Origin of the sequence: Streptomyces sp. NPDC014864 (assembly GCF_043081525.1) — a bacterium.
In the GTDB taxonomy this organism is placed as follows: Bacteria; Actinomycetota; Actinomycetes; order Streptomycetales; family Streptomycetaceae; genus Streptomyces.
This window is the reverse complement of the sequence record NZ_JBIBWT010000009.1, coordinates 104,026-126,775: the sequence shown is the minus strand read 5'-3', so window position 1 is coordinate 126,775 and position 22,750 is coordinate 104,026. Positions and strand designations below refer to the sequence as shown.

Genomic DNA, 22,750 nt, shown 5'->3' with positions numbered 1-22,750 from the left:
TGCGGGGGCGGGCGGGCCCGGTGCCGGGAGGTCCCCGACTTCCCGGCACCGGGCCTTTGTGCGCCGCCCGCCCCGGCACCCGTGGGGTGCGGGGTTGGCCGGGCGTCGTCCACAGGCCCGGCGGTCGTCGGTGCGGCGTCGTACGCTGGAGGGACCCCCGGCCCGCGGCGCGTGTCGGGCTCTTCGTGTTGTCCATCAGCCCTGCCCACCCCTCGCCCACCCCGGACGGAAAGCCCTCCATGAGCCTGCACGGTCTGCTCGACGCCGTCGTCAAGGACCCCGCCCTAGCGGAAGCGATCACCGCGGCCGCGGACGGCAACCGCATGCACGTCGACCTGGTCGGGCCCTCGGCGGCCCGCCCCTTCGCGGTCGCCGCGCTGGCCCGCGAGACCGGCCGCCCCGTCCTCGCGGTGACGGCGACCGGCCGAGAGGCCGAGGACCTGGCCGCGGCGCTGCGCTCGCTGCTGCCCCCCGAGGGCGTGGTGGAGTACCCCTCCTGGGAGACGCTCCCGCACGAGCGCCTCAGCCCCCGCAGCGACACCGTCGGCCGCCGCCTCGCCGTCCTGCGGCGCCTGGCCCACCCCCGCCCCGACGACCCCGAGACCGGCCCGGTCTCCGTAGTCGTGGCGCCCGTGCGCTCGGTGCTCCAGCCGCAGGTCAAGGGCCTCGGCGACCTGGAGCCGGTGTCCCTGAGATCCGGGCAGTCCGCCGACCTGAACGAGGTCGTGGAAGCCCTCGCCGCGGCCGCGTACGCGCGGGTGGAGCTGGTGGAGAAGCGCGGCGAGTTCGCCGTGCGCGGCGGCATCCTCGACGTCTTCCCGCCCACCGAGGAACACCCCCTGCGCATCGAGTTCTGGGGTGACGACGTCGAGGAGATCCGCTACTTCAAGGTCGCCGACCAGCGCTCCCTCGAGGTCGCCGAGCACGGCCTGTGGGCGCCGCCCTGCCGGGAGCTGCTGCTCACCGAGGACGTCCGCAGCCGCGCCGCGGCCCTGGCCGAGCGCCACCCCGAGCTCGGCGAACTGCTCGGCAAGATCGCCGAGGGCATCGCCGTCGAGGGCATGGAGTCCCTGGCGCCGGTCCTCGTCGACGACATGGAGCTGCTGATCGACGTCCTGCCCAAGGGCGCCATGGCCGTCGTCTGCGACCCCGAGCGGGTGCGCACCCGCGCCTCCGACCTGGTGGCGACCTCGCAGGAGTTCCTGCAGGCGTCCTGGGCGGCCACCGCGGGCGGGGGCGAGGCGCCCATCGACGTCGGCGCGGCCTCCCTGTGGTCCATCGCCGACGTCCGCGACCGGGCCCGCGAGCTGGACATGATGTGGTGGTCGGTGTCGCCGTTCGCCGCCGACGAGTCCGCCGGGGACGGCGACACGCTCAAGCTGGGGATGCGCGCCCCCGAGACGTACCGCGGCGACACCGCGAGGGCGCTCGCCGACACCAAGGGCTGGCTCGCCGACGGCTGGCGCACCGTCTTCGTCACCGAGGGCCACGGCCCGGCCTCGCGCACGGTCGAGGTGCTCGGCGCCGAGGGCGTCGCGGCCCGGCTGGACGCCGACCTCGGCGAGATCTCGCCGTCCCTGGTGCACGTGGCCTGCGGCTGCATCGACCACGGCTTCGTCGACCCGGCGCTGAAGCTGGCCGTGCTCACCGAGACCGACCTCTCCGGCCAGAAGGCGTCCGGCCGGGACGGCGCCCGGATGCCGGCCCGCCGCCGCAAGACCATCGACCCGCTCAGCCTGGAGGCGGGCGACTACATCGTCCACGAGCAGCACGGCGTCGGCCGCTACATCGAGATGGTGCAGCGCACCGTGCAGGGCGCCACCCGCGAGTACCTGGTGGTGGAGTACGCCCCCGCCAAGCGCGGCCAGCCCGGCGACCGCCTGTACATCCCCACCGACCAGCTCGAGCAGATCACCAAGTACGTCGGCGGCGAGGCCCCCACCCTGCACCGCCTGGGCGGCGCCGACTGGACGAAGACGAAGGCCCGCGCGAAGAAGGCGGTCAAGGAGATCGCCGCGGACCTGATCCGGCTGTACTCCGCGCGGATGGCCGCCCCCGGGCACGCCTTCGGCGGGGACACGCCCTGGCAGCGCGAGCTGGAGGACGCCTTCCCCTACGCGGAGACGCCCGACCAGCTCACCACGATCGCCGAGGTCAAGGAGGACATGGAGAAGACGGTCCCGATGGACCGCCTGATCTGCGGCGACGTCGGCTACGGCAAGACGGAGATCGCGGTCCGCGCCGCCTTCAAGGCCGTCCAGGACGGCAAGCAGGTCGCGGTGCTGGTGCCGACGACACTGCTGGTGCAGCAGCACTTCGGCACGTTCGGCGAGCGGTACGCCCAGTTCCCGGTGAGCGTGCGCGCACTGTCCCGCTTCCAGACCGACACCGAGGCGAAGGCGGTCCTGGAAGGGCTGAAGGACGGCTCCGTGGACGTCGTCATCGGCACCCACCGGCTGTTCTCCTCCGAGACCAGGTTCAAGGACCTGGGCCTGGTCATCGTCGACGAGGAGCAGCGCTTCGGCGTCGAGCACAAGGAGCAGCTGAAGAAGCTGCGCGCCAACGTCGACGTGCTGACCATGTCGGCCACCCCGATCCCGCGCACCCTGGAGATGGCGGTCACCGGCATCCGCGAGATGTCCACGATCACCACCCCGCCGGAGGAGCGCCACCCGGTGCTCACCTTCGTCGGCCCGTACGAGGAGAAGCAGATCGGCGCCGCGATCCGCCGTGAGCTGCTGCGCGAGGGCCAGGTCTTCTACATCCACAACCGGGTGGAGTCGATCGACCGGGCTGCGGCGCGGCTGCGGGAGATCGTGCCCGAGGCGCGCATCGCCACCGCCCACGGCCAGATGTCGGAGCAGGCGCTGGAGCAGGTCGTCGTCGACTTCTGGGAGAAGAAGTTCGACGTGCTGGTCTCGACGACGATCGTCGAGTCCGGCATCGACATCTCCAACGCCAACACCCTGATCGTGGAGCGCGGCGACAACTTCGGCCTGTCCCAGCTGCACCAGCTGCGCGGCCGGGTGGGCCGGGGCCGCGAGCGTGGCTACGCCTACTTCCTCTACCCGCCGGAGAAGCCGCTGACGGAGACCGCCCACGAGCGGCTGGCGACCATCGCCCAGCACACCGAGATGGGCGCGGGCATGTACGTGGCGATGAAGGACCTGGAGATCCGCGGCGCGGGCAACCTGCTCGGCGGTGAGCAGTCCGGCCACATCGCGGGCGTCGGCTTCGACCTGTACGTCCGTATGGTCGGTGAGGCGGTCGCCGACTACCGGCGGCAGCTGGAGACCGGCGAGATCGAGGAGGAGGCCCCCCTCGAGGTCAAGATCGAGCTGCCGGTCGACGCGCACGTTCCGCACGACTACGCCCCCGGTGAGCGGCTGCGACTGCAGGCCTACCGGGCCATCGCCTCCGCCAACTCCGAGGAGGACGTGAAGGCGGTCCGCGAGGAACTCACCGACCGCTACGGCAAGTTGCCGGAGCCGGTGGAGAACCTGCTGCTGGTGGCGGGCCTGCGGATGCTGGCCCGGTCGTGCGGTGTCGGCGAGATCGTCCTTCAGGGCGCCAACATCCGCTTCGCCCCGGTGGAGTTGCGCGAGTCGCAGGAGCTGCGGCTCAAGCGCCTGTACCCGGGATCGGTGATCAAGCCGACCGTCCACCAGGTCCTGGTACCCCGCCCGAAGACCGCGAAGGTCGGTGGCAAGCCGCTGGTCGGACGCGAACTGCTCGGCTGGGTCGGGGAGTTCCTCGCGTCGGTCCTGGGGTCGTAGCAGGTTCGCGACACGCTGTTCGTGCCACGCCGTTCGTGACACGCCGTCGGGACGCCGCCCCCCCCAGGGCCGACGGCGCGTCCCGCCTTCGCCGCTGGGGCCTTTCTTCCGGATCAGGCCGACTCCGGGCGACGGTGCCTTCCGAGGTGCGCGACCCCGGCAAGATGCGAAAGAGAGGGCCTTAGGGCTGCTGTTCGTCGGGACGGCGTTCCCGCTCCATGCCGGTGCGGCGTTCCGCCTGCTGCTGGGCCTGGTCGACCTGGGACTCGTACTTGTTGCCCGTCCTCTCGTTGACCTTCCGCTCGGCCGTGTCGGACACGCTTTTGGCCTTGTGCCTGAACTTGTCGAAGATGCCCATGGAAGAGCTCCTTCCGGAGGTCGTTTCGACCGACGATACGCCCGGTATGCGCCGGGTGCCTCTTCGCGCCCCATATGGCATGGACATCTTCGTCGCTACCGTGGGAAGCCGGAGAACGGCCGCCCGCGTCGGGGGCGGGACCGGGAGGCAAGGGGAGGGGCGCATCGTGACGCGTCTGAGGGGCGGGGCCGCCGTGCGCGCGAAGGGGCACGCGGGGCACGGAGGCGGGCGCCAAAGCGTCCTGGTGACGTCGGCCGCGCTGCTGGCCGGCGGGCTGCTGCTCGGCGGCTGCAAGGACCTCGCCCCGCCCGTGGACAGCGGGCCGTCCGGCTCCGCCGTGCCGACCGCCGGTGACGGCCGCGCGGTGAGCCCGCTGGAGAACCCCGACGGCACGAAGCCCGGCCTGGCGGCGATCACGTCCCCCGCGGACCTGGCGAGGGCGCGCTCGCTGATCGGGAAGGTGGCGACCAAGGGGCGCGGTCCGAAGACGGGCTACGAGCGCGACAAGTTCGGTTACGCCTGGATGGACTCGGCCCCGGGCGGCATCCCCTACGCGCACAACGGGTGCGACTCGCGCAACGACCTCCTCAAGCGCGACGGGGAGCGGCTCCGCTTCCGGTCGGGCTCGAACTGCGTGGTCGCCTCGATGACCCTGCACGACCCGTACACGGGCAGGACCATCGAGTGGACCAAGTCCCGTGCCGCGAAGGTCCAGATCGACCACGTCATGCCGCTGTCGTACGACTGGCAGATGGGCGCGTCGCACTGGACGAAGGGCAAGCGGGAGGACATCGCCAACGACCCGCTCAACCTGATCCCGGTGGACGGGCCGACCAACGGCGCGAAGGGCGACTCCGGGCCGGCGGCCTGGCTGCCGCCGAGCAAGCCGATCCGCTGCGCCTACTCGGTGCGCTTCGCCCAGGTGTCGGTGAAGTACGACCTTCCGGTGACGGCGGCCGACAAGCGGATGATGCTGCGGCAGTGCGGCGGCTGAAGTTCGCTCGTACGCAGCAAATGTGACGGCCTGCCAGTAAGTGAGTCACCGTCGGATGAACAAGTGATACGGGTCCTGTAACGGAACTGCAAAGGCGTTCACAAGTCGCAAAGGGGCGCGGGGCAGCAAACCGGTCAGGTTCAGCAAGAGGCGGTCAAGGTCTGCACAAGATCGTTCCCTGACGTGCCCACAGGATGTTCACCACAGGGCAAGATCAGCGCGTTTCTGTGTCGTTCTTGACCGCTGGAGTCGAACCCGTGCTTTTGTGGCCGCTCAGCCGCCGCCCACGCCCCACGCGCACCGCGCGTCCCGTGCGGCCATCCCTCCTCGCACGTCGTACGCAGCGCCTCGTCGCCACGGTGGCGCTCACCGCGCTCGCCCTGATGCTGACGACGGATCAGGCCCTCGCCGAGGGACTGGAGCTGAGCCGCGTCGACCTGCCGAGCCTGAGCGCATCCTCGCTCGCGTCCTGGTTCACCGACCCGCACTGGGGCAAGCTGCCGCACCAGCAGTCCGGCACGGCCACCGGCCACCGGCACCACGTCTCCGCCGACGCCACCGACGCCCACCGCGGCGCGGGCCACGCCCCCGGCAAGGGCCGCGGCGAACTGGCCGCCTACCACCCGCACGCGAGCGCCGTGAAGCACGGCCGCAGCGCGGGCGGTGCCTTCAACGCCAAGACCAGCAAGCGGAACGCCGCCAAGTCCACGCGCAACGAGACCGTCTACGACAACGCCGACGGCTCCACCACCCGCCAGATATCGCCCTCACCCGTCAACTACCAGGTGCGCAAGGGCCGCTGGGCGCCCATCGACGTGGACGTACGGGCCGGGCCCGACGGCCGCTGGCACGAGAAGGCCAACTCCCTCACCGTCGAACTCGGCGCCAAGGCCACCGACTCCGCCCTGGCATCACTCACACTCGACGACAAGCACGGCATCGCCTACGCCCTTCAGGGCGCCGCCCCCGTCCGGGGCACCGCGCACGGCTCAACCGTCACCTACGGCGGCGTCCTCGACGCCACCGACCTGAAGCTGTCGCCCACCGCCACCGGCGTGAAGGAGTCGGTCGTCCTGCACTCCGCGGACGCCGCCAACTCCTGGACCTTCCCGCTCACCCTCAAGGGCCTCACCCCCGTCCAGCACAAGAACGGCTGGATCGACCTCAGGAACTCCGCCGGCAAGACCGTCGAGCGCATCCCTCCGGCGTACGCGTACGACTCGAAGGTGAACCGCCGCTCCGGTGACCCGGCCACCACCCACGACGTCACCTCCGAGCTGGTCCACGGCAAGGACGGCTACGCGCTGAAGGTGACCCTGGACAGCCGCTGGCTGCACGACTCCCACCGCGTCTTCCCGGTCACCGTCGACCCGACCGTCACCGACGGCTGGACCACCACCTACGCCGAGTCCGGCGCCGGCAACAACGTCGACCACTCCTACGAGCAGACCATCAAGGTCGGCTCCTACGACTCCGGCACCCACTCGGCCAACAGCTTCGTCAACCACTGGGACACCGCCTGGGACGCCAGCGGTGCCACCGTCACCTCGGCGTCCCTGAAGCTCTTCGACACCTGGGCCTCCACCTGCACCGCCGAGCGGTTCGACGTCGCCCTGGTGACCAGCTCCTGGACCCCCGAGTCCGTCACCTCCTACCCGGGCCCCTCCAAGGGCTCCTCCATCGGCAACCTCACCCCGAGCGTGCCCACCGCGTGCGCCAACACCGCCGCCGACCGCTCCGTGGGCGACTGGGTGACGGTCTCGCTGTCCACCTCCGCGATCCAGGGCTGGTTCAGCGGCACCACCGCCGACCACGGCCTCGCGGTCTACGCCGCGACCTCCGACAACCTGCACTGGAAGCAGTTCGGCTCCTTCAACGACCCGAACCTCGGCCCGGTCCTCTCGGTCACGTACACCGGCAACACCGCGCCGCAGCTGTACGAGCAGTTCCCGCAGGACAACGCCGTCGTCGGCACCACCCAGCCCGAACTGACCGCCTGGGCGGGCGGCGCCAACTCCACCAGCGGCAGCAACAACCAGTACCTCTTCCAGGTCTACGACGCCTCCGGCGCCAAGGTCGCCGACTCCGGCCTGGTCGCCACCGGGGACTGGACCGTCCCCGCAGGCAAGCTCGCCTGGGGCAAGTCCTACACCTGGACCGTCAAGGCGTACGACTCCGCCACCAACCTGTACTCCCCGGCCGATCCGTACACGCTGTCCGTGCAGGTCCCGCAGCCCGTGATCACCTCCGGGCTGTCGCAGAACAGCAGCGACCACGGCTTCGACGCGGCCATCGGCAACTACACGACCTCCGACACGGACGCCTCGATCTCCACCGTCGGCCCCTCCCTGGACGTCGAGCGCGACTACAACTCCCGCGACCCGCGCTGGACCGGCGCCTTCGGCTCCGGCTGGTCGAGCATCTTCGACTCCCGGGCCACCGAGCAGTACAACGCCTCCGGCGCGGTCACCAGCGCCGTCGTCACCTACCCCGACGGCTCCCAGGTCGGCTACGGCAAGAACAGCGACGGCACCTTCACCCCCGGCAACGGCCGGTTCGCCACCTTCAAGACGGTCACCGGCGGCTACACGCTGACCGACAAGGACGACACCGTCTACACCTTCACCCAGTCCCTGGGATCCGGCGGCTACGGCCTGACCTCGGTCACCGACGCCAACGGCCGCGCGGTCAACCTCACCTGGGCCGGCGGACACGTCACCAAGATGACGTCCGCCGTCTCCGGCCGCTCCCTGTCGCTGACCTGGAGCACCCCCTCGGGCGCGCAGGCGGCGCACGTGGCGACCGTGGTCACCGACCCCGTCACCCCGGGCGACACCTCCACCGTCCAGACGTGGACCTACGGCTACACCGGCGACCAGCTCACCAAGGTCTGCTCGCCGCTGTCGACCACCAAGTGCACCACCTACGGCTACGCCTCCGGCTCCGGCTACCGCAACGCGGCCCTCGACCTCGACCCGCACACCTTCTGGCCGCTGTCGGAGACCTCGGGCACCAGCGCCAAGGACACGATCCTCGCCAACGAGGGCACGACCGACGCGACGTACGAGAACGTCACCCTCGGCCAGGCCACCGGCCCGCTCACCGGGTCCTCGGCGAAGGCCGCCACCTTCAACGGCACCTCCTCCGACGTATCGCTGCCGAAGAACCTCGGCAACGACACCGACTCCGGCGCCATCTCCCTGTGGTTCAAGACCTCGGCCGGCCCGGGCGTGCTCTACTCCTACGCCTCCCAGCCGATCGGCTCCGGTCAGGCCGCCGGCTTCTACACCCCGTCGATCTACGTCGGCACCGACGGCAAGCTGAACGCCGAGTTCTGGTACAGCGGCGGCGTCAACCCGATCGTGTCCTCCGCGTCCGTCGCCGACGGCAGATGGCACCACGTCGTGCTGTCCGCCGCGGGCAACTCCCAGTCCCTGTTCCTGGACAACGCCAAGGTCGGCTCCCGCACCGGCACCGTCTCCATCAAGAGCGCGACCGCGTTCGGCAAGAACCAGTCGTTCAACTACCTCGGTACCGGCTTCCTCGGCGGAAGCTGGCCCGACGAGCCGCACTACTCGACCACCGAGAAGGACGGCTACGCCACCTACTTCAACGGCACCATCGCCGACGTCGGCTGGTACAGCCGCCCCCTGGTCGCCGCCGACGTCAACGCCCTCTACACGTACGGCACCCACGGCACCAGCCTGCTCAACTCCGTCACCCGCCCGTCCGGCAAGACCTTCGCGGCGATGAGTTACGACGCGGACTCCACCACGCTGACCCAGCTCACCGACGAGAACGGCGGCGTGTGGAAGCTCGGCACCCCGACCGTGGCCGGCTCCAGCGACACCTACCGCGGTGCCGTGCTCGGCGGCGCCCCCTCCGAGTACTTCCGCCTCGGTGAGGCCGCGGGCGCCACGACCGCCGTGGACCAGGTGCGCGGCGGCGACGGCACGTACAACACCGTGACCCTCGGCGCCACCGGCCCGTTCAGCGACGCCAAGGCCGCTTCCTTCGACGGGACGGCGTCCCAGGTGACGCTGCCCGGCGGATCGGTCCCGGGCTCGGGTGCCGAGTCGACGAGCATGTGGTTCAAGACGTCGACCCCGAACGGAGTGCTGCTCGGCGCCTCCAAGAACCCGCTGTCCGCCGGCACCACGGTGTCCGGCTACACCCCCGTGCTCTACGTGGGCAGCAGCGGCAAGCTGCACGGCGAGTTCTGGTTCTCCGGCGGCTCGGACAACCCCCTGGTCTCCACCGCCTCCGTGACCGACGGCAAGTGGCACCACGTGGTGCTGTCCACCTCGGCGAGCAGCCAGTCGCTGTATCTCGACGGCGCGCTCGTCGGCACGCAGACCGGCACCGCCGCGATGTCCGGCCAGACGTACGCCTACGTCGGCGGCGGCTTCCTCGGCGGCTACTGGCCGGACGAGCCGCACAACAGCACCACCGACAACACCGGTTACGCCACCTACTTCAAGGGCTCCATCGCCGAGGTGGCCCTCTTCCGCTCGCAGCTGTCCGACGCCGACGTCGCCGACCAGTTCGAGGCGGCGAAGAACTCCACCGGGCTGCTTCCGGTGAAGACCATCAAGGTCACCTCGCCGACCAACTCCACGCTGACGTACACCTACGACGTCACCAACAACAACCGCGCGCTGACCGAGACCGACGGCCTGGGCAACAGGACGAGCTTCGGCTACGACACCGCCGGCTTCGAGCACACCGTCACCGACCCCAACGGGGCGATGACGATCACCGGTCACGACGTGCGCGGCAACGTGGTCTCCTCCACGTCCTGCCAGGACCAGCCGGCGAACAAGTGCAACACCGAGTACTACACGTACTACCCGGACGACACCACGCCGAAGCTGACCACCGCCGACCCGCGCAACGACCAGCTGCTGACCGAGCGCGACGGCCGGTCCTCGTCCGCGACGGACACCACCTACCTCACGTCGTTCACCTACGACTCGGCCGGCAACCAGACCAAGGTCACCGGCCCGGCGGTGCCCGGCTTCCCCAACGGCCGCGCCACCACCACCGAGTACAGCGACGGCACCAGCGCCTACCCCTCCGCGGACGGCGGCACGGTGCCCAAGGGCCTGCCGGTGAAGACGGTCAGCCCGGGCGGCGCCGTCAACCAGGTGTCCTACCTCAAGAACGGTGACGTGGCCTCCACCACCGACGCCATCGGCCTGGTCACCCAGTACACCTACGACGGCCTGGGCCAGGTCACCACCCAGAAGGTCGTCTCCGACACCTACCCGAACGGCCTGGTCACCTCGTACAAGTACGACGCCGCCGGCCAGGTGGTCGAGGAGCACGACCCGCAGCTCACCGACCGCGTCACCGGCGCCACGCACGCCGCGGTCACCAGCACCGTCTACGACGAGGACGGCAACACCACCTCGCAGACCGTCGCCGACGCGAGCGGCGGCGACACGTCCCGCACGCAGACGTGGACCTACGACGCCTACGACCACGTGGCGACCGAGGCCGACGCCAACGCGGCCGAGAACGCCTCCAACGGCAACACCACGACGTACACCTACGACTCGTCCGGCAACAAGACCAAGGAGGTCACCACCGCCGGCAACGAGACCCGCTACACCTACGACGACAACGGCAACCTGCTCACCCAGGGCCTGATGTCCACCGGCGACCCGACGAACCCGCAGCCGGCGGCCCTGCTCACCGAGTCCTCCCGGGCCTACGACCCGGCCGGACGGCTCGCGTCGATCACCGACGCGATGGGCAACACCACGTCGTACACGTACACCGACGACGGCCTGACCGCGACGGTGAAGCGCACCAGCGCCGACGGCAGGAGCACCTACACGCTCGAGTCGGACACCTACGACGCGGCCGGCAACCTGCTGCAGTCCACGTCCGACAACGGCGAGACCGTCACCAAGTACACCGTCGACGCCGCCTCCCGGACCACCTCCACCGAGCTGGACCCGACCGGCGTGGACCGCGTGACCACGGTGTCGTACACCCCGGACGACCAGGTCGCCTCCGAAAGCGACCACGACGCCTCCGGCTACGACCGCACCACCACCAACACCTACGACGACATGGGCAACCTGCTCAGCGAGACGCTGTACGGGGACGCCTCCGGTCACCCGGCGGGCTGGTGGAAGCTGAACCAGACGTCCGGCAGGTCCGTGACGGACTCCTCCGGCACCGGCAACACCGCGACCGCGGACCCCGGTGTGACCTGGGCGGACGACGCGGCGAAGTTCGCGGGCTCCAGCACCGGCACCGGTGACGTGATCGCCACCAACAGCCCGGTCCTGGACACCACCGCCTCGTACACGGTCTCGGCCTGGGTGAACCTGACCGACACCTCCACCTACCGCACCTTCGTCGCGCAGGGCGGCACCAACCGGGCCTCGTTCTACCTCCAGTACTCCAAGGCCGACAACGCCTTCCGCTTCCACGCGGCGAACTCCGACACCGCCTCACCGTCCGCGTACTACGACGCGACGGCCGGCTCCGCGGCGCCGCTGAACACCTGGACCCACCTGGTCGGCGTCTTCGACGCGAGCAACGGCTCGATGAAGCTGTACGTCGACGGTGCGCAGTCCGGGACGACGGCGACCAACACCTCGCCGTGGACCGGCACCGGCCCGCTGTCCATCGGCGGTACGAAAACCGCGGGCGGCACCACGAGCGACGTGGTGGCCGGCGAGGTCGGGAACGTGCAGGTCTACCAGCGCGCCCTGTCCGCCACCGAGATCTCCTCGCTCTACGGCAAGGGCCGCTCCGGCGGCACGGTCGGCTCCTCCGACGCGCAGACCACGAAGTACGCCTACGACAAGCGTGGCCTGCCGACGTCCATGACGGACGCCGAACAGCACACCACCGACTACAGCTACGACGAGGCGGGCAACCTCGCGGTCACCACCGCGCCCGCCGTTCAGGCGGAGCCGGACGGCACCACCGCCTCCACCGTCCGCCCGGTCACCACCAGCGGCTTCAACACCTTCGGCGAGGCCGTCGAGGAGCAGGACCCCAACGGCCTGGTCACCACCACGGTGTACGACGCCGAGGGCAACAAGGTCTCCGAGACCCTGCCGCCGTACACCCCGAGCGGCGCCTCCTCGGCCAACGCGGGCACGACCGTCTACACGTACGACAGCGAGGGCAACCAGACCTCCGTCACCTCGCCCGGCGGCAAGACCACGTCGTACCTGTACGACCAGATGGGCAACCTCGCCCAGACCACCGCGCCGGACGACACCAAGACGCACGCCACCTACGACGCGGACGGCGAGCAACTGTCGCTGACGGACCCGACCGGGGCCCAGACCCAGGCCACGTACGACTTCCTGGGCCGGCAGCTCACGGACACGACACTGGAGCGCTACCCGTCGACGCGGACGCTGACCAGCACCAACTCCTACGCGGTCACCACCGGCAACCCCTACGGCGCCCACATCGCCTCCTCCACCTCCCCCGGTGGTGTGACGATGTCCTACGGCTACAACCGTGCCGGTGACACCACCTCCGTCACCGACGGCGCCGGCAACACCACCCGCTACGCCTACGACTTCGAGGGCAACCGCTCCAAGACGACGCTGGCGGACGGCACCTACACCACGACCGACTACAACGCCGACGGCGACCCGACGGCCACCAAGTCCTACGACGCGAGCGGCACCAAGCTCTGGGAGACCTCGCAGGCCTACGACGGCGTCGGCAACATGACCGCCACCACGGACGCCAACGGTCACACCAGCCGCTTCACCTACGACGCGGCCGGCACCATCACGCAGGAGATCCAGCCGGTCGACGCCTCCACGTCGATCACCACGACCTTCGGCTACGACGCGTCCGGCAACCGGACCCGCTTCACCGACGGCCGCGGCAACTCCTGGCGCTACACGTACACGCCGTGGGGCCAGCAGGAGAAGGTGATCGAGCCGACCACCGCCAAGTACACCTCGGCGGCCGACTCGACGACGACCTTCGCCTACGACTCCGACGGCCAGATGACCGGCGCGACGCTTCCGGGCGGAGTGACGACGTCGATGTCGTACGACTCGCTGGGACAGCTGACGTCCATGTCCGGCTCGGGCGCGGACGCTGCGACGGCGACGCGGAGCTTCACCTACGACTCGGACGGCCGGGTGCTCTCGGCGGACACCGCGGAGGCGGGCACGGTCGGCGCGGTGGACCACCAGGACGCCACGCACGACGCGTTCACCTACGACGACCGCGGTGACGTCCTTACCGCCTCGGGTTCGGCGGGCTCCTCCAGCTTCGCCTACAACGACGACGGCGCGACGACCTCGCGGACCGACGCCGCGGGCACGACCACGTACGGCTACGACACGGCCGGCCGTCTGTCGTCCCTGAACGACGCGGCCACGGGCACGCAGCTGACGTACTCGTACGGCGTGCTGAACGAGGTGAAGTCTGTCAAGTACGGCTCGACCGGCCAGATCCGCACCTTCGGCTACAACAGCGCGCACGAACTCACCAGCGACGTCCTGGTCCAGGACGCGTCGACGCTGGCGAGCTTCACCTACGGCTACGACGACAACGGCAACCTGACGTCGAAGACGACGACGGGCGTGTCGGGCGCGTCCTCCAACACCTACGGCTACGACTGGGCCAACCGCCTCACGTCGTGGAACGACGGCACGAAGACGACGACGTACGGCTACGACGCGTCGGGCAACCGCATCCGCCGCGGCTCGGACGTGTTCACGTACGACGAGCGCGACCAGCTCACGTCGGACGGCGTCAACTCCTACGACTACTCGGCCCGCGGCACGATGACGCAGGAGGCGTCGGCGAGCGGCACGGTGGCGTACCAGACGGACGCCTTCGGCGGCCAGATCGTCGCCGGTCAGCAGTCGTACACGCAGGACGCGATGGGCCGGAACATCTCCGACCGGGACCGGGCGTCCAGCACCACCCGCACCTTCGCCTACTCGGGCGCGGACAACACGATCGCCTCCGACGGCGACAGCAACTACACCTACGACCCGTCCGGCGGCATCGTCGGCATCAAGCCGGCCGGCGGCGGCAGCGGGGTGCTGGCCCTGACCGACCAGCACAACGACGTGGTCGGCACGTTCGCCTCGGGCGCGATTTCGCTCACGGGCTCCGTCTCGTACGACCCGATGGGCAAGGTGGTCTCGCCGACCAACACGATCAGCGGCCACCTGGGCTTCCAGTCCGGGTGGACGGAGCCGGGCACGGGCGACGTCGGCACGGCCTCGCGCTGGTACAACCCGGACACCGGGGTGTTCCTGAACAAGGACAGCATCTCGCTGAACCCGGTGCCGAACTCGGTGGCGGCGAACCCGTTCGCCTACGTCGACGACAACCCGCTGGCCGGTACCGACGAGTCGGGCAACTGCTCCTGGTACGACGTGGTGTGCGGGGCCAAGAAGGCCGTGCACAAGGTGAGCCACGCCGTCCGGCACGTGGCGCACAAGGTCTACCACGCGGTCAAGCACGTGGCCCGCAAGGTGGTCCACGCGGTCAAGCACGCGGCCCACAAGGTCGCGCACCGGGTGCGGGACTACTACCACGCCACGGTCCGGGTCGTCCGGCGCGTCTACCACTACGCCGCGAGGCATGTGAGACGGGCGTATCACCGGGTCGTCCACGCGGTGCATTCGGCGTACCACCGGGTCTCGCGTGCCGTGCACCGGGTGGTGCACGCGGTGAAGAAGGCCGCGCACAAGATCGCGCACGTGGTGAAGAAGGCCGCGCACGCGGTCGCCCACGCGGCGAGGACGGCCTACCACGCGACGGTCAAGGCGGCGAAGTCAGCGGCGAAGTACGTCAAGCACCACGCCGCGGCGATCACCTCCTTCGTGGTGTCCACGGCGGTGTTCGCGGGCTGTGAGGCGGTGACGGCCGGTGTCGGCTCGATCGGCTGCGCGGCGGCCGCGGGTGCGGCGGGCGCGCTGGTGGAGCAGGGCTTCAAGTGCGCGGAGAACGGCGGCGGCGACTGCAGTGCGGGTGCCTTCGGGGAGTCGGCGCTGACGGGCGCGGTCACGGGCGCCCTGGGCGGTGCCCTGGGCAGCCTGGGCGGCAAGATCCTGGCGAAGGTCGCCCCGAAGGCGATGAAGGTCGTCGGCGGCCTCTTCGGCAAGGGCGCGACAGAGGCCGAGGAGACTGCGGCCACGGACGCCACGGAGGCGGCGGCCTCACGGGCGGAGTCGGAAGGGGCGGGCACACGCAGCCAGTCGCAGTCCGAGACGCAGTGCCACAGCTTCACCGCAGGGACCCGGGTACTGATGGCCGACGGCACGACTAAGGCCATCGACCAGGTCAAGATCGGTGACACGATCACCAACTCGGTGCCGGGCGTGAAGGGCACGGAGGCACACAAGGTCACCGACGTGATCGTCACGCGCACGGACCACGACTTCGTGGATCTGACGATCAAGGACGCGGACAAGTCCGCGGGCAGGAAGTCGGTGAAGGCCGGCGCGAAGGCCGCGGTCAAGTCCGTGGCGAAGAAGGCGGCCCGCAAGGCAGCCTTCGGTCTGGCAGCCTCGGCTGCGGTGCTCGGCGCCCTGTCGGGCGGCCACGGCCACGATGCTGCCCACCAGCCGTCGACGGCGCCGGTGGCGGCGGTCAGCAAGGTGCCGTCGGCGCAGGACACCAAGGCCGACGCGCAGGGCGTCCACCTGACGACGACCTTCCACCACCCGTTCTACGACGAGACCCGCTCGGCCTTCGTCGAGGCCAAGGACCTCGAGTCTGGCGACGTCCTCCAGACGCCGTCCGGCACGGCCCAGGTCACCGGTGTCCGCCTGTACCACGCGAACACCACGACCTATGACCTCACCATCGGCAGCCTCCACACGTACTACGTGGCAGCCGGCGACACGCATGTCCTCGTCCACAACTGCGGCTATGAGGAGGAGGCACAGGCCGCACAGAAGCGCGCCGACGACCTGAAGAAGCAGTGGGGCAGAGGGCACGGCTGGTCGACGGTCGCCGTGGTCGGAGTGCGTCACAAGGTCACGGGCGAGATCTCCCACAAGGTCTCGCTGGCCGGTGGCAAGAACATCGCCGCGATCGGTGAGAACGTCCTGAATGACGGTGAGGAGTTCATCCAGGGGTCGCTGGTGCCTGGCAGGGTCACCGCCAACGGCAAGCCCGCCTACGAGCATGCCGAGGAGGCCGTCTTCAACTGGGCGAAGGATTCCGACTACGAGGTCATCTACGGAGGTACGTCCAGGAATGTGTGCAAGGGAATCTGCGCACCCCTGGTGCGGAAAACCCTGAATCTCGGTGGGCAGGTCTTCCGAGGAGCCGCTGACAAGACACAGTTCAGAACGTTCTGGCTGACAACTCGGTATTAGCTCCACACATCACAGGCTGAACACCGGCCCATGAACGCGGCCCGCCAGTTCCCACTGGCGGGCCGCGCTGCGTTACCCGGTCAGTTCTCGTCGGACAGCTGCCAGAGATGGACGGACGTGCGGTCCTTGGAGACCGTGTACCAGGTGCCGTCTCCCACGGAGCGGGCGGGCCCGGAGACCGGGAAGGGGTAGTGGATCTCGCCGCGCAGGGTCATCCCGCCCGTGTCGACCAGCCAGTGGCGGGCGGTGCCGTACTGGGCGTCGCACTCGGAGGTTCCGGCGACGACGGTGTCCTCGTCCACGAAGGCGGCGTCGTAGTCCCAGTACACCCGGTCCTCGCCGGCGCTCGACGGGTGTGCAGGCACGGTGTGCTCGGCGTCCAGTTCCCGCAGGAGTGAGCCGTCCTCCGCTCGGTGCAGGCAGAGGGACCACTGTCCAAGGGGAACGGACAGGAGGTGCCGGCCGGACGGGCTCACCGTGAGGAGGATCCGCTCGATGCCGATCTGCTCGGCGGTCAGGTGCTGTCCGTCCCATCGTCCCCACAGCGCGGGCGATCCCTCCTCGCCCTCGCCGATGCTCAGCCCCATCTGTGCGGGATCGGGATGGGGGGTGTGCTCGGAGCCGGACGACACGGTCATGGTGTCCACCCGCCCCAGGACCCTTCCGTCCGTGGCGTCCAGGACCATCCACATTTCCTGGTTCTCGTCCTCCGTGTCGCTGTCGCCGACCAGCGGGCCGAGGACATGAGCCCAGACGAGCCTGCCGTCCGCGCTGACGGCGGCCGAGCCGCTGTCAGCGTAGAAGTGATCCTCGTCGTCGGCGTATTCATCGAAGGAGAGATGCGTCAGGGAGCAGTCGGCGTCCCAGCATCCGTGCCGCACCTCCCACTGCGTCGCCCCGGTCGGGTCCACCGACCGCACCGCGTGCACCCCGGCGAACACGACGGCGTCCCCTTCCGGTGACACTGCCATCGATCCATAGCGGCGCGGCCAGGGAGCCGGGAAGCGGACCTCGTGCGCTCGATCGGTGCCGGGCACATTCAGGTCGAGGGCCACCACTTCGCTGTCACCACGCTGCACGAGCAGCCTGCGGCCGGACCGGAACAGCACCTGCGGAACCTCGGCCGACGCGGGATCAAGTGGGGCGGCGACTGTGTCGACGAGACGAGCGGCAATGGTCAAGGAATCCTCCGTCATGGATGACGCACGTGCGCGAGTCTGATGGCCCCACCATATGAGGGACTCCGAATGGCGCTGAGCGGCCCCAGCCCTGGCCGGTCTCTACCGCTGTACACCGTGGGTGAGATCTTTCGAGGACTGGATGCAGGCGGAGAACGGACGGGATGAGAGGAAGCTCAAGCCATGAGCGAAGCACGGGATCACGTTGCCCGCGTGCGTGTGATCCGGACGGTCCGCCTTTCGAAGCGGAAATCACGGACCACCCGGTGTTCACCACCGAAGTGCTCGACTGCCTCCTCGCGCCGGACGAAACAGACGCGCTCGTCCAAGTCCTCGAACGTGCCGATGAACTGGCAGAGGCACACGATGAAATGGCTTGGGAGGAGCTGTCGGCAGGCCATGAGCTGGCAACGGTCGACTTCCAAGGGATGGAGTCCGATGCCCGCGAAGCGGACGGCGGGACACCTGTGGACAGGCGTGCAGCTGTGCAGCGAAGCGAGAAGTTCGCCGACCTGTACGCACGCGTCATCGGGCTGAGCTACTCGGACGAGGACGCTGGAATGCGTGGTTGAGGCGGTCAGACGCGGGACCTGGCGTAGCCCTTCAGGGCTTCGACGAAGGTGCTGAACGCCCCGGCCGGGAAGGTGAGGGTGGCTCCGGTTGGCGCTTTTGAGTCGCGGACGGCTATGCGGGTGGGCGAGGTCGCTATCTCGACGCAGGCGTTGCCCTCGCCGCCTCCGGAGTAGGACGACTTCTGCCAGGTTCTGGGGGTGATCATCGCTTCACAGTTCCTTCGCCAGCCTGTGGATGAAGTCCCGCGAACGCTCGGGTTCAAGCGACGCTGCCTCCAGCCTACGGAAGAGTGTTCGGAACCGTGTGAGTTGGGCCTCGGCATCGATGAACATGGTGCCGTGCGGGCCATCGCGCACCACCGTGTCCAGCTTGGGGATAGGGCCACCCGCATACGACATCGCGCTTCCAGCGCCGGCGAACCCATCCAGGTCAAAGGGAATGACGCGTACGGTGACGTGCTCTGCTTCGGAAAGCTCCAGGACTCGGACGAGCTGAGCACGTGCTGCGGAACGGTCACCGACTCTGATGCGCAGAGCTCCCTCATGGACGACGGCCTCGTACGGCGTGGGGTGGGGGCGCTTGAAGATGGCCCTCCGCTTCATCCGATGCTCCACACGAAGCTCCACCTCCTCCGTGGGGAAATCCGGGTTCACGTAGGAGAAGAGCGCGCGGGCGTAGTCCTCGGTCTGCAGAAGACCCGGGATGTGCAGGAAGTCGACGTCCCACCGGTAGCTGGCATGGTGCTCCAGTTCGGACAGATCCAGATACGCCGTAGGGAGGATCCCTCGGTACTCCTCCCACCAGCCGCGTGTGCGATCAGTCGCCATGGCCGTCAGGGCCTGGATGAGTTCGTCATCTGAGCACGCATAGTTGGCTGCTAGCCGACGGAGTCGTTCCCCACTCACGCCCGTGAGTCCGGACTCGATGTGGCTGATCTGAACGTGGCTCACTCCGAGCAGCGCTGCCGTCTCACGGGCGGGGAGCCCTGCGGCTTCGCGGAGCCTGCGCAGTTCGACCGCCAGACGCATCTGGCGTGCCGTTGGCGCGCGCCTCGTCGTCATGGATCACTCCTCGGTGCAACGCGCCTGCGAGCGCGACTCGTTCGGGGTCAGATTACGCGGCTGGCTTGCTGAACCGAAACTGTAACCCCTACCTTCGGTGACGCGACGCACACGCTGCGGATTTCTGGGGCACCGGAAGCGCACCGCTCCGTCCTGCCAGGACGGCTGCGGCAGGCCACCGCCCACATCCGCCGCCTATCAACGCACCCCTCAACTCGCCTCACGGAGCTGCCCCATGCCTGAAGCCAATTCCGCCGCCGACTCGTGGGAGTACTGCCTCTACATCCCCAACGATCCCCGCGCGGTCACCGTCAGTCGCCGCACCCTGCGCCTGATCCTCACCATGCACGGCTTGATCCGCCTGGTCGACGTGGCCGAACTCCTCGCGACCGAGCTGGTCTCCAATGCCGTACGGCACACCAAGGGGCCGGCCGCGCTGCGGGTGCGGTGGGCGGCGGGGGTGCTGAGGATCGGGGCGTGGGACGCGGACCCCGCGCCGCCGGAGCCGCCGGTGCCGTTGGAGCGGGTCACCGAGCTGGAGGAGGGGCGGGGGCTCGGGCTCGTACGGGCGTGCGCCGATCTGTGGGGCTGGCAGCCGCTGGCCCGGGAGGGCAACCGGGGCAAGATCGTGTGGTGCGAACTGGCTGCCGCCTGATCGGTGATCCGCGCCGGCCCTTCCTGCTGATCTGAGAGCGGGTTCGAATGCGCAACGTAGTGACCGTCGAGGTGTGGGACCCCTCGTACCACCGCTCGGAGGTTCCTCTGCCGAACCTCGCGGACGTCTATCGACCGATTCCGGTGGGTGCGTCTCTTGGGCTGACTTTGGGTGACGATGAGGACGACTGCGTCCTCGTGACCGTGGAACGGGATTTCTCGACGGTCACGGCTCTGCGTGATCGGACGTTCCATAACCTGCAGCTCGCTGACGATCCCCAGGAGGTGGATCTGCGCGGGGTCCGGGTGCGGTGTGTGCTCGGAGCCGGAGGCCACGGTCAGGCTGTCCACACGCCCCAGAACCCGTCCGTCCGTGGCGTCAACGACCATCCACTGTTCCCGGCCGTCCTCCATAGCGCTGTCGCTCCCCCGCGGGCCGAGGACGTGCGTCCAGACGAGTCCGCCGTCCGCGCTGACGGCTACCGAGCCGCCGTCGGCGTAGAAGTGCTCCTCGTCGTGGACGTACTCGTCGAACGAAAGGTGCGTCAGGGAGCAGCCGGCGCTCCAGCAGCCGTGCCGCACCTCCCACCGCGTCGCCCCGGTCGCCTCCACCGACCGCACTGCGTGCACGCCCGCAAACACCGCGGTATCCCGGTCCGGCGACACCGTCACCGATCCGAACCGCCGCGGCCAGGGCGCGGGGAAACGGACCTCGGCCTCTCGGTCCGTGCGGGAGACGTCCAGGTCGAGGGCCACCACTTCGGTGTCCCCGCGCTGTACGAGCAGCCTGCGGCCGGGCCAGTGCAGCACTCGTGGGGCCTCCGCCGAGGCCGGGTCAAGGGGAGCGGCGACGGTCGTGACGAGACGAGCGGGGATGGTCAAGGAATCCTCCGGTCCTGGACGGCACCCGATGCGCCGGCCTGGTGCCCCGACCCTATGGGGAACCAGCCGGCAGCAACGGCTCGACGACCGTGATCGGAAAAGTGCCCGTCAGCACGTCGAGCCAGGTCGATGCAGGCATGCCGTAAAGCCTTCATTCCGGGATCATCCGCCGTCCACGAAGGCGGATCAGAGTCTGAGGGCCTTTGGTGCGTTCACCGTTCACCTATCAAGACGACTTTGCTGAGGACGACATGTGCCTTGACGGACACTGCGAGCACAACGCGGATCCCCTCCCGGCGGACGCCGCTGGTGCCGGCGACCCGGCCGCCGGACCGGGGCGGCGGCGACTCATCACCGCGGGGATGGCCGGCGCCGCCGTCCTCACCCTGTCCCCGGTCTCGTTCGCGCGGGCGGCCGACGGCTCCTCCGAAGGCACGAGCCCGGCCGGTGGCAGTGCGACCCGTACCATCACCGGGTCCCTGGAGACCGGGGCCGCGGATTTCGTCTACCTCCCCGTCGAGGTCCCCGAGGGCGTGCGGAAGATCGCCGTCTCGTACTCCTACGACAAGCCGGCCGTGCCCGCCGGCACACCGGGCAACGCCTGCGACATCGGTGTGTTCGACGAGGGGGGAACCGCGCTCGGCGGACGCGGCTTCCGTGGCTGGTCCGGTGGTTTCCGTACGTCGTTCGAGATCAGCAACAGTGACGCCACGCCGGGATACCTGCCCGGCCCGGTCAGCGCTGGCACCTGGAACGTCGTGCTCGGCCCCTACCAGGTGGCGCCGCAGGGCATGAACTACCGGGTCGAGGTGACGCTGACCTACGGCGAACCCGGGCCCGCCTACGTGAAGAAGTACCCGCCGCAGCGGGCCAGGGGGCGCGGCCGCGACTGGTACCGCGGCGACTGCCACCTGCACACGGTCTACTCCGACGGCAAGCGCCTGCCGAGCGAGGTCGCGGCCGGCGCGCGCGCCGCCGGGCTGGACTTCATGGTCTCCACCGACCACAACACGCCCGCCTCGCACGCGGTGTGGGGCGAGCACGCCGGACCGGACCTGCTGATCATCCCCGGTGAGGAGGTCACCACCCGCAACGGGCACTGGCTGGCCCTCGGCCTTCCGGCGGGAGAGTGGATCGACTGGCGCTACCGCTCGCGCGACGACGCGTTCGGCCGCTTCTCGCGACAGGTGCGCCGCGGTGGTGGCCTCGTGGTTCCCGCGCACATGTACTGCGCGTACGTCGCCTGCCAGTGGAAGTTCGGCTTCGAGGACGCCGATGCCACCGAGGTGTGGACCGGACCGTGGACCTACGACGACGAGCACGCGGTCAGCACCTGGGACCAGAAGCTCGGCGAGGCCCTCCGCACCGGCAGGCGCTGGCTCCCGGCCATGGGCAACAGCGACGCGCACAGCGATCCGCAGGTCATCGGACTGCCGCACAACGTCGTCCACGCGGACGACCTGGCCACCGACTCCCTCATGGAGGGCATCCGCGCGGGCCGTAGCTGGATCGCGGAGTCCTCCTCCGTCAAGCTGACCTTCACCGCGAGCGGTCACGGCCGCCAGGCCGGCATCGGCGAGAAGCTGAGCGTTCCCGCCGATGCGCCGGTGGACGTCCGCCTCGACGTCCAGGGCGTGCCCAACGGCACGGTCCGGTTCATCACCGACGAGGGGCAGATGCACCAGGAGTCGGTGGGCGCCTCCGGGTCCGGCACGGTGGTGTGGCGGACGACCGCCTCGCTCGCGGCGTACGTACGGGCCGAGGTGCGCCACCCGATGGCGGACGGCAGCCCGGGGCAGGGCAACACCATGGGGCAGGCGCTGATGTTCGGTCCGATGGCCGCCCTGACCAACCCCGTCTTCCTGGACGCGGCCCCGGCTGCGCGAAGCTGACGCCGGACCGTACCGGGGACGGCGGATTCCCCGGTAC

10 protein-coding genes are annotated in these 22,750 nt (G+C 69.7%); 6 read left to right on the top strand and 4 right to left on the bottom strand.

The genetic code is table 11. The features are described 5' to 3' along the window. Positions 1-239 precede the first annotated feature (239 nt). Positions 240-3,776 carry a transcription-repair coupling factor gene (mfd, locus tag ACF1A5_RS18530; protein ID WP_392193917.1) on the top strand — a complete coding sequence of 1,179 codons (3,537 nt, stop codon included), beginning with the start codon at positions 240-242 and terminating at the stop codon, positions 3,774-3,776. 181 nt (positions 3,777-3,957) lie between these two features. Here mfd and ACF1A5_RS18525 read toward each other — a convergent pair whose 3' ends face one another. Continuing rightward, complete coding sequence (locus ACF1A5_RS18525) at positions 3,958-4,134, bottom strand: antitoxin (protein ID WP_392193916.1); 177 nt, start codon at positions 4,132-4,134, stop codon at positions 3,958-3,960. Positions 4,135-4,300: 166 nt separating this feature from the next. Here ACF1A5_RS18525 and ACF1A5_RS18520 point away from each other — a divergent pair, with 166 nt between their 5' ends. Both ACF1A5_RS18520 and ACF1A5_RS18515 read left to right on the top strand, forming a co-directional pair. Further along, entirely contained in the window at positions 4,301-5,128 is an 828-nt protein-coding gene (locus ACF1A5_RS18520) for an HNH endonuclease family protein (protein WP_392193915.1), read from the top strand. A 311-nt stretch (positions 5,129-5,439) separates the two neighbouring features. Continuing rightward, positions 5,440-16,473: a LamG-like jellyroll fold domain-containing protein gene (locus ACF1A5_RS18515; protein WP_392193914.1), complete on the top strand. Its 11,034-nt coding sequence runs from the start codon at positions 5,440-5,442 to the stop codon at positions 16,471-16,473. Positions 16,474-16,553: 80 nt separating this feature from the next. On the opposite strand, the gene ACF1A5_RS18510 is transcribed toward ACF1A5_RS18515, so the two are convergent. Further along, on the bottom strand, positions 16,554-17,654 hold the full coding sequence (locus ACF1A5_RS18510) for a hypothetical protein (RefSeq protein ID WP_392193913.1): 1,101 nt from the start codon (positions 17,652-17,654) through the stop codon (positions 16,554-16,556). A gap of 263 nt (positions 17,655-17,917) precedes the next feature. Between ACF1A5_RS18510 and ACF1A5_RS18505 the strand changes: the two genes are divergently transcribed. Continuing rightward, on the top strand, positions 17,918-18,223 hold the full coding sequence (locus ACF1A5_RS18505; protein ID WP_392193912.1) for a hypothetical protein: 306 nt from the start codon (positions 17,918-17,920) through the stop codon (positions 18,221-18,223). 5 nt (positions 18,224-18,228) lie between these two features. Here ACF1A5_RS18505 and ACF1A5_RS18500 read toward each other — a convergent pair whose 3' ends face one another. Both ACF1A5_RS18500 and ACF1A5_RS18495 read right to left on the bottom strand, forming a co-directional pair. Next, complete coding sequence (locus ACF1A5_RS18500; protein WP_392193911.1) at positions 18,229-18,429, bottom strand: DUF397 domain-containing protein; 201 nt, start codon at positions 18,427-18,429, stop codon at positions 18,229-18,231. 4 nt (positions 18,430-18,433) lie between these two features. Continuing rightward, complete coding sequence (locus tag ACF1A5_RS18495) at positions 18,434-19,285, bottom strand: helix-turn-helix domain-containing protein (protein ID WP_392193910.1); 852 nt, start codon at positions 19,283-19,285, stop codon at positions 18,434-18,436. 235 nt (positions 19,286-19,520) lie between these two features. On the opposite strand from ACF1A5_RS18495, the gene ACF1A5_RS18490 reads away from it, so the two are divergent. After that, entirely contained in the window at positions 19,521-19,940 is a 420-nt protein-coding gene (locus ACF1A5_RS18490; RefSeq protein ID WP_392193909.1) for an ATP-binding protein, read from the top strand. Between the two features lie 1,132 nt (positions 19,941-21,072). Next, positions 21,073-22,713, top strand: coding sequence for a CehA/McbA family metallohydrolase (locus tag ACF1A5_RS18485; RefSeq protein WP_392193908.1), 1,641 nt, complete (start codon positions 21,073-21,075; stop codon positions 22,711-22,713). Positions 22,714-22,750: the final 37 nt, after the last annotated feature.

Excerpts from the sequence above, each read along its gene's own strand:
- mfd (WP_392193917.1), top strand. The coding sequence starts at position 240 with ATGAGCCTGCACGGTCTGCTCGACGCCGTCGTCAAGGACCCCGCCCTA.
- ACF1A5_RS18525 (WP_392193916.1), bottom strand. The coding sequence starts at position 4,134 with ATGGGCATCTTCGACAAGTTCAGGCACAAGGCCAAAAGCGTGTCCGAC.
- ACF1A5_RS18500 (WP_392193911.1), bottom strand. The coding sequence starts at position 18,429 with ATGATCACCCCCAGAACCTGGCAGAAGTCGTCCTACTCCGGAGGCGGC.
- ACF1A5_RS18495 (WP_392193910.1), bottom strand. The coding sequence starts at position 19,285 with ATGACGACGAGGCGCGCGCCAACGGCACGCCAGATGCGTCTGGCGGTC.
- ACF1A5_RS18490 (WP_392193909.1), top strand. The coding sequence starts at position 19,521 with ATGCCTGAAGCCAATTCCGCCGCCGACTCGTGGGAGTACTGCCTCTAC.
- ACF1A5_RS18485 (WP_392193908.1), top strand. The coding sequence starts at position 21,073 with ATGTGCCTTGACGGACACTGCGAGCACAACGCGGATCCCCTCCCGGCG.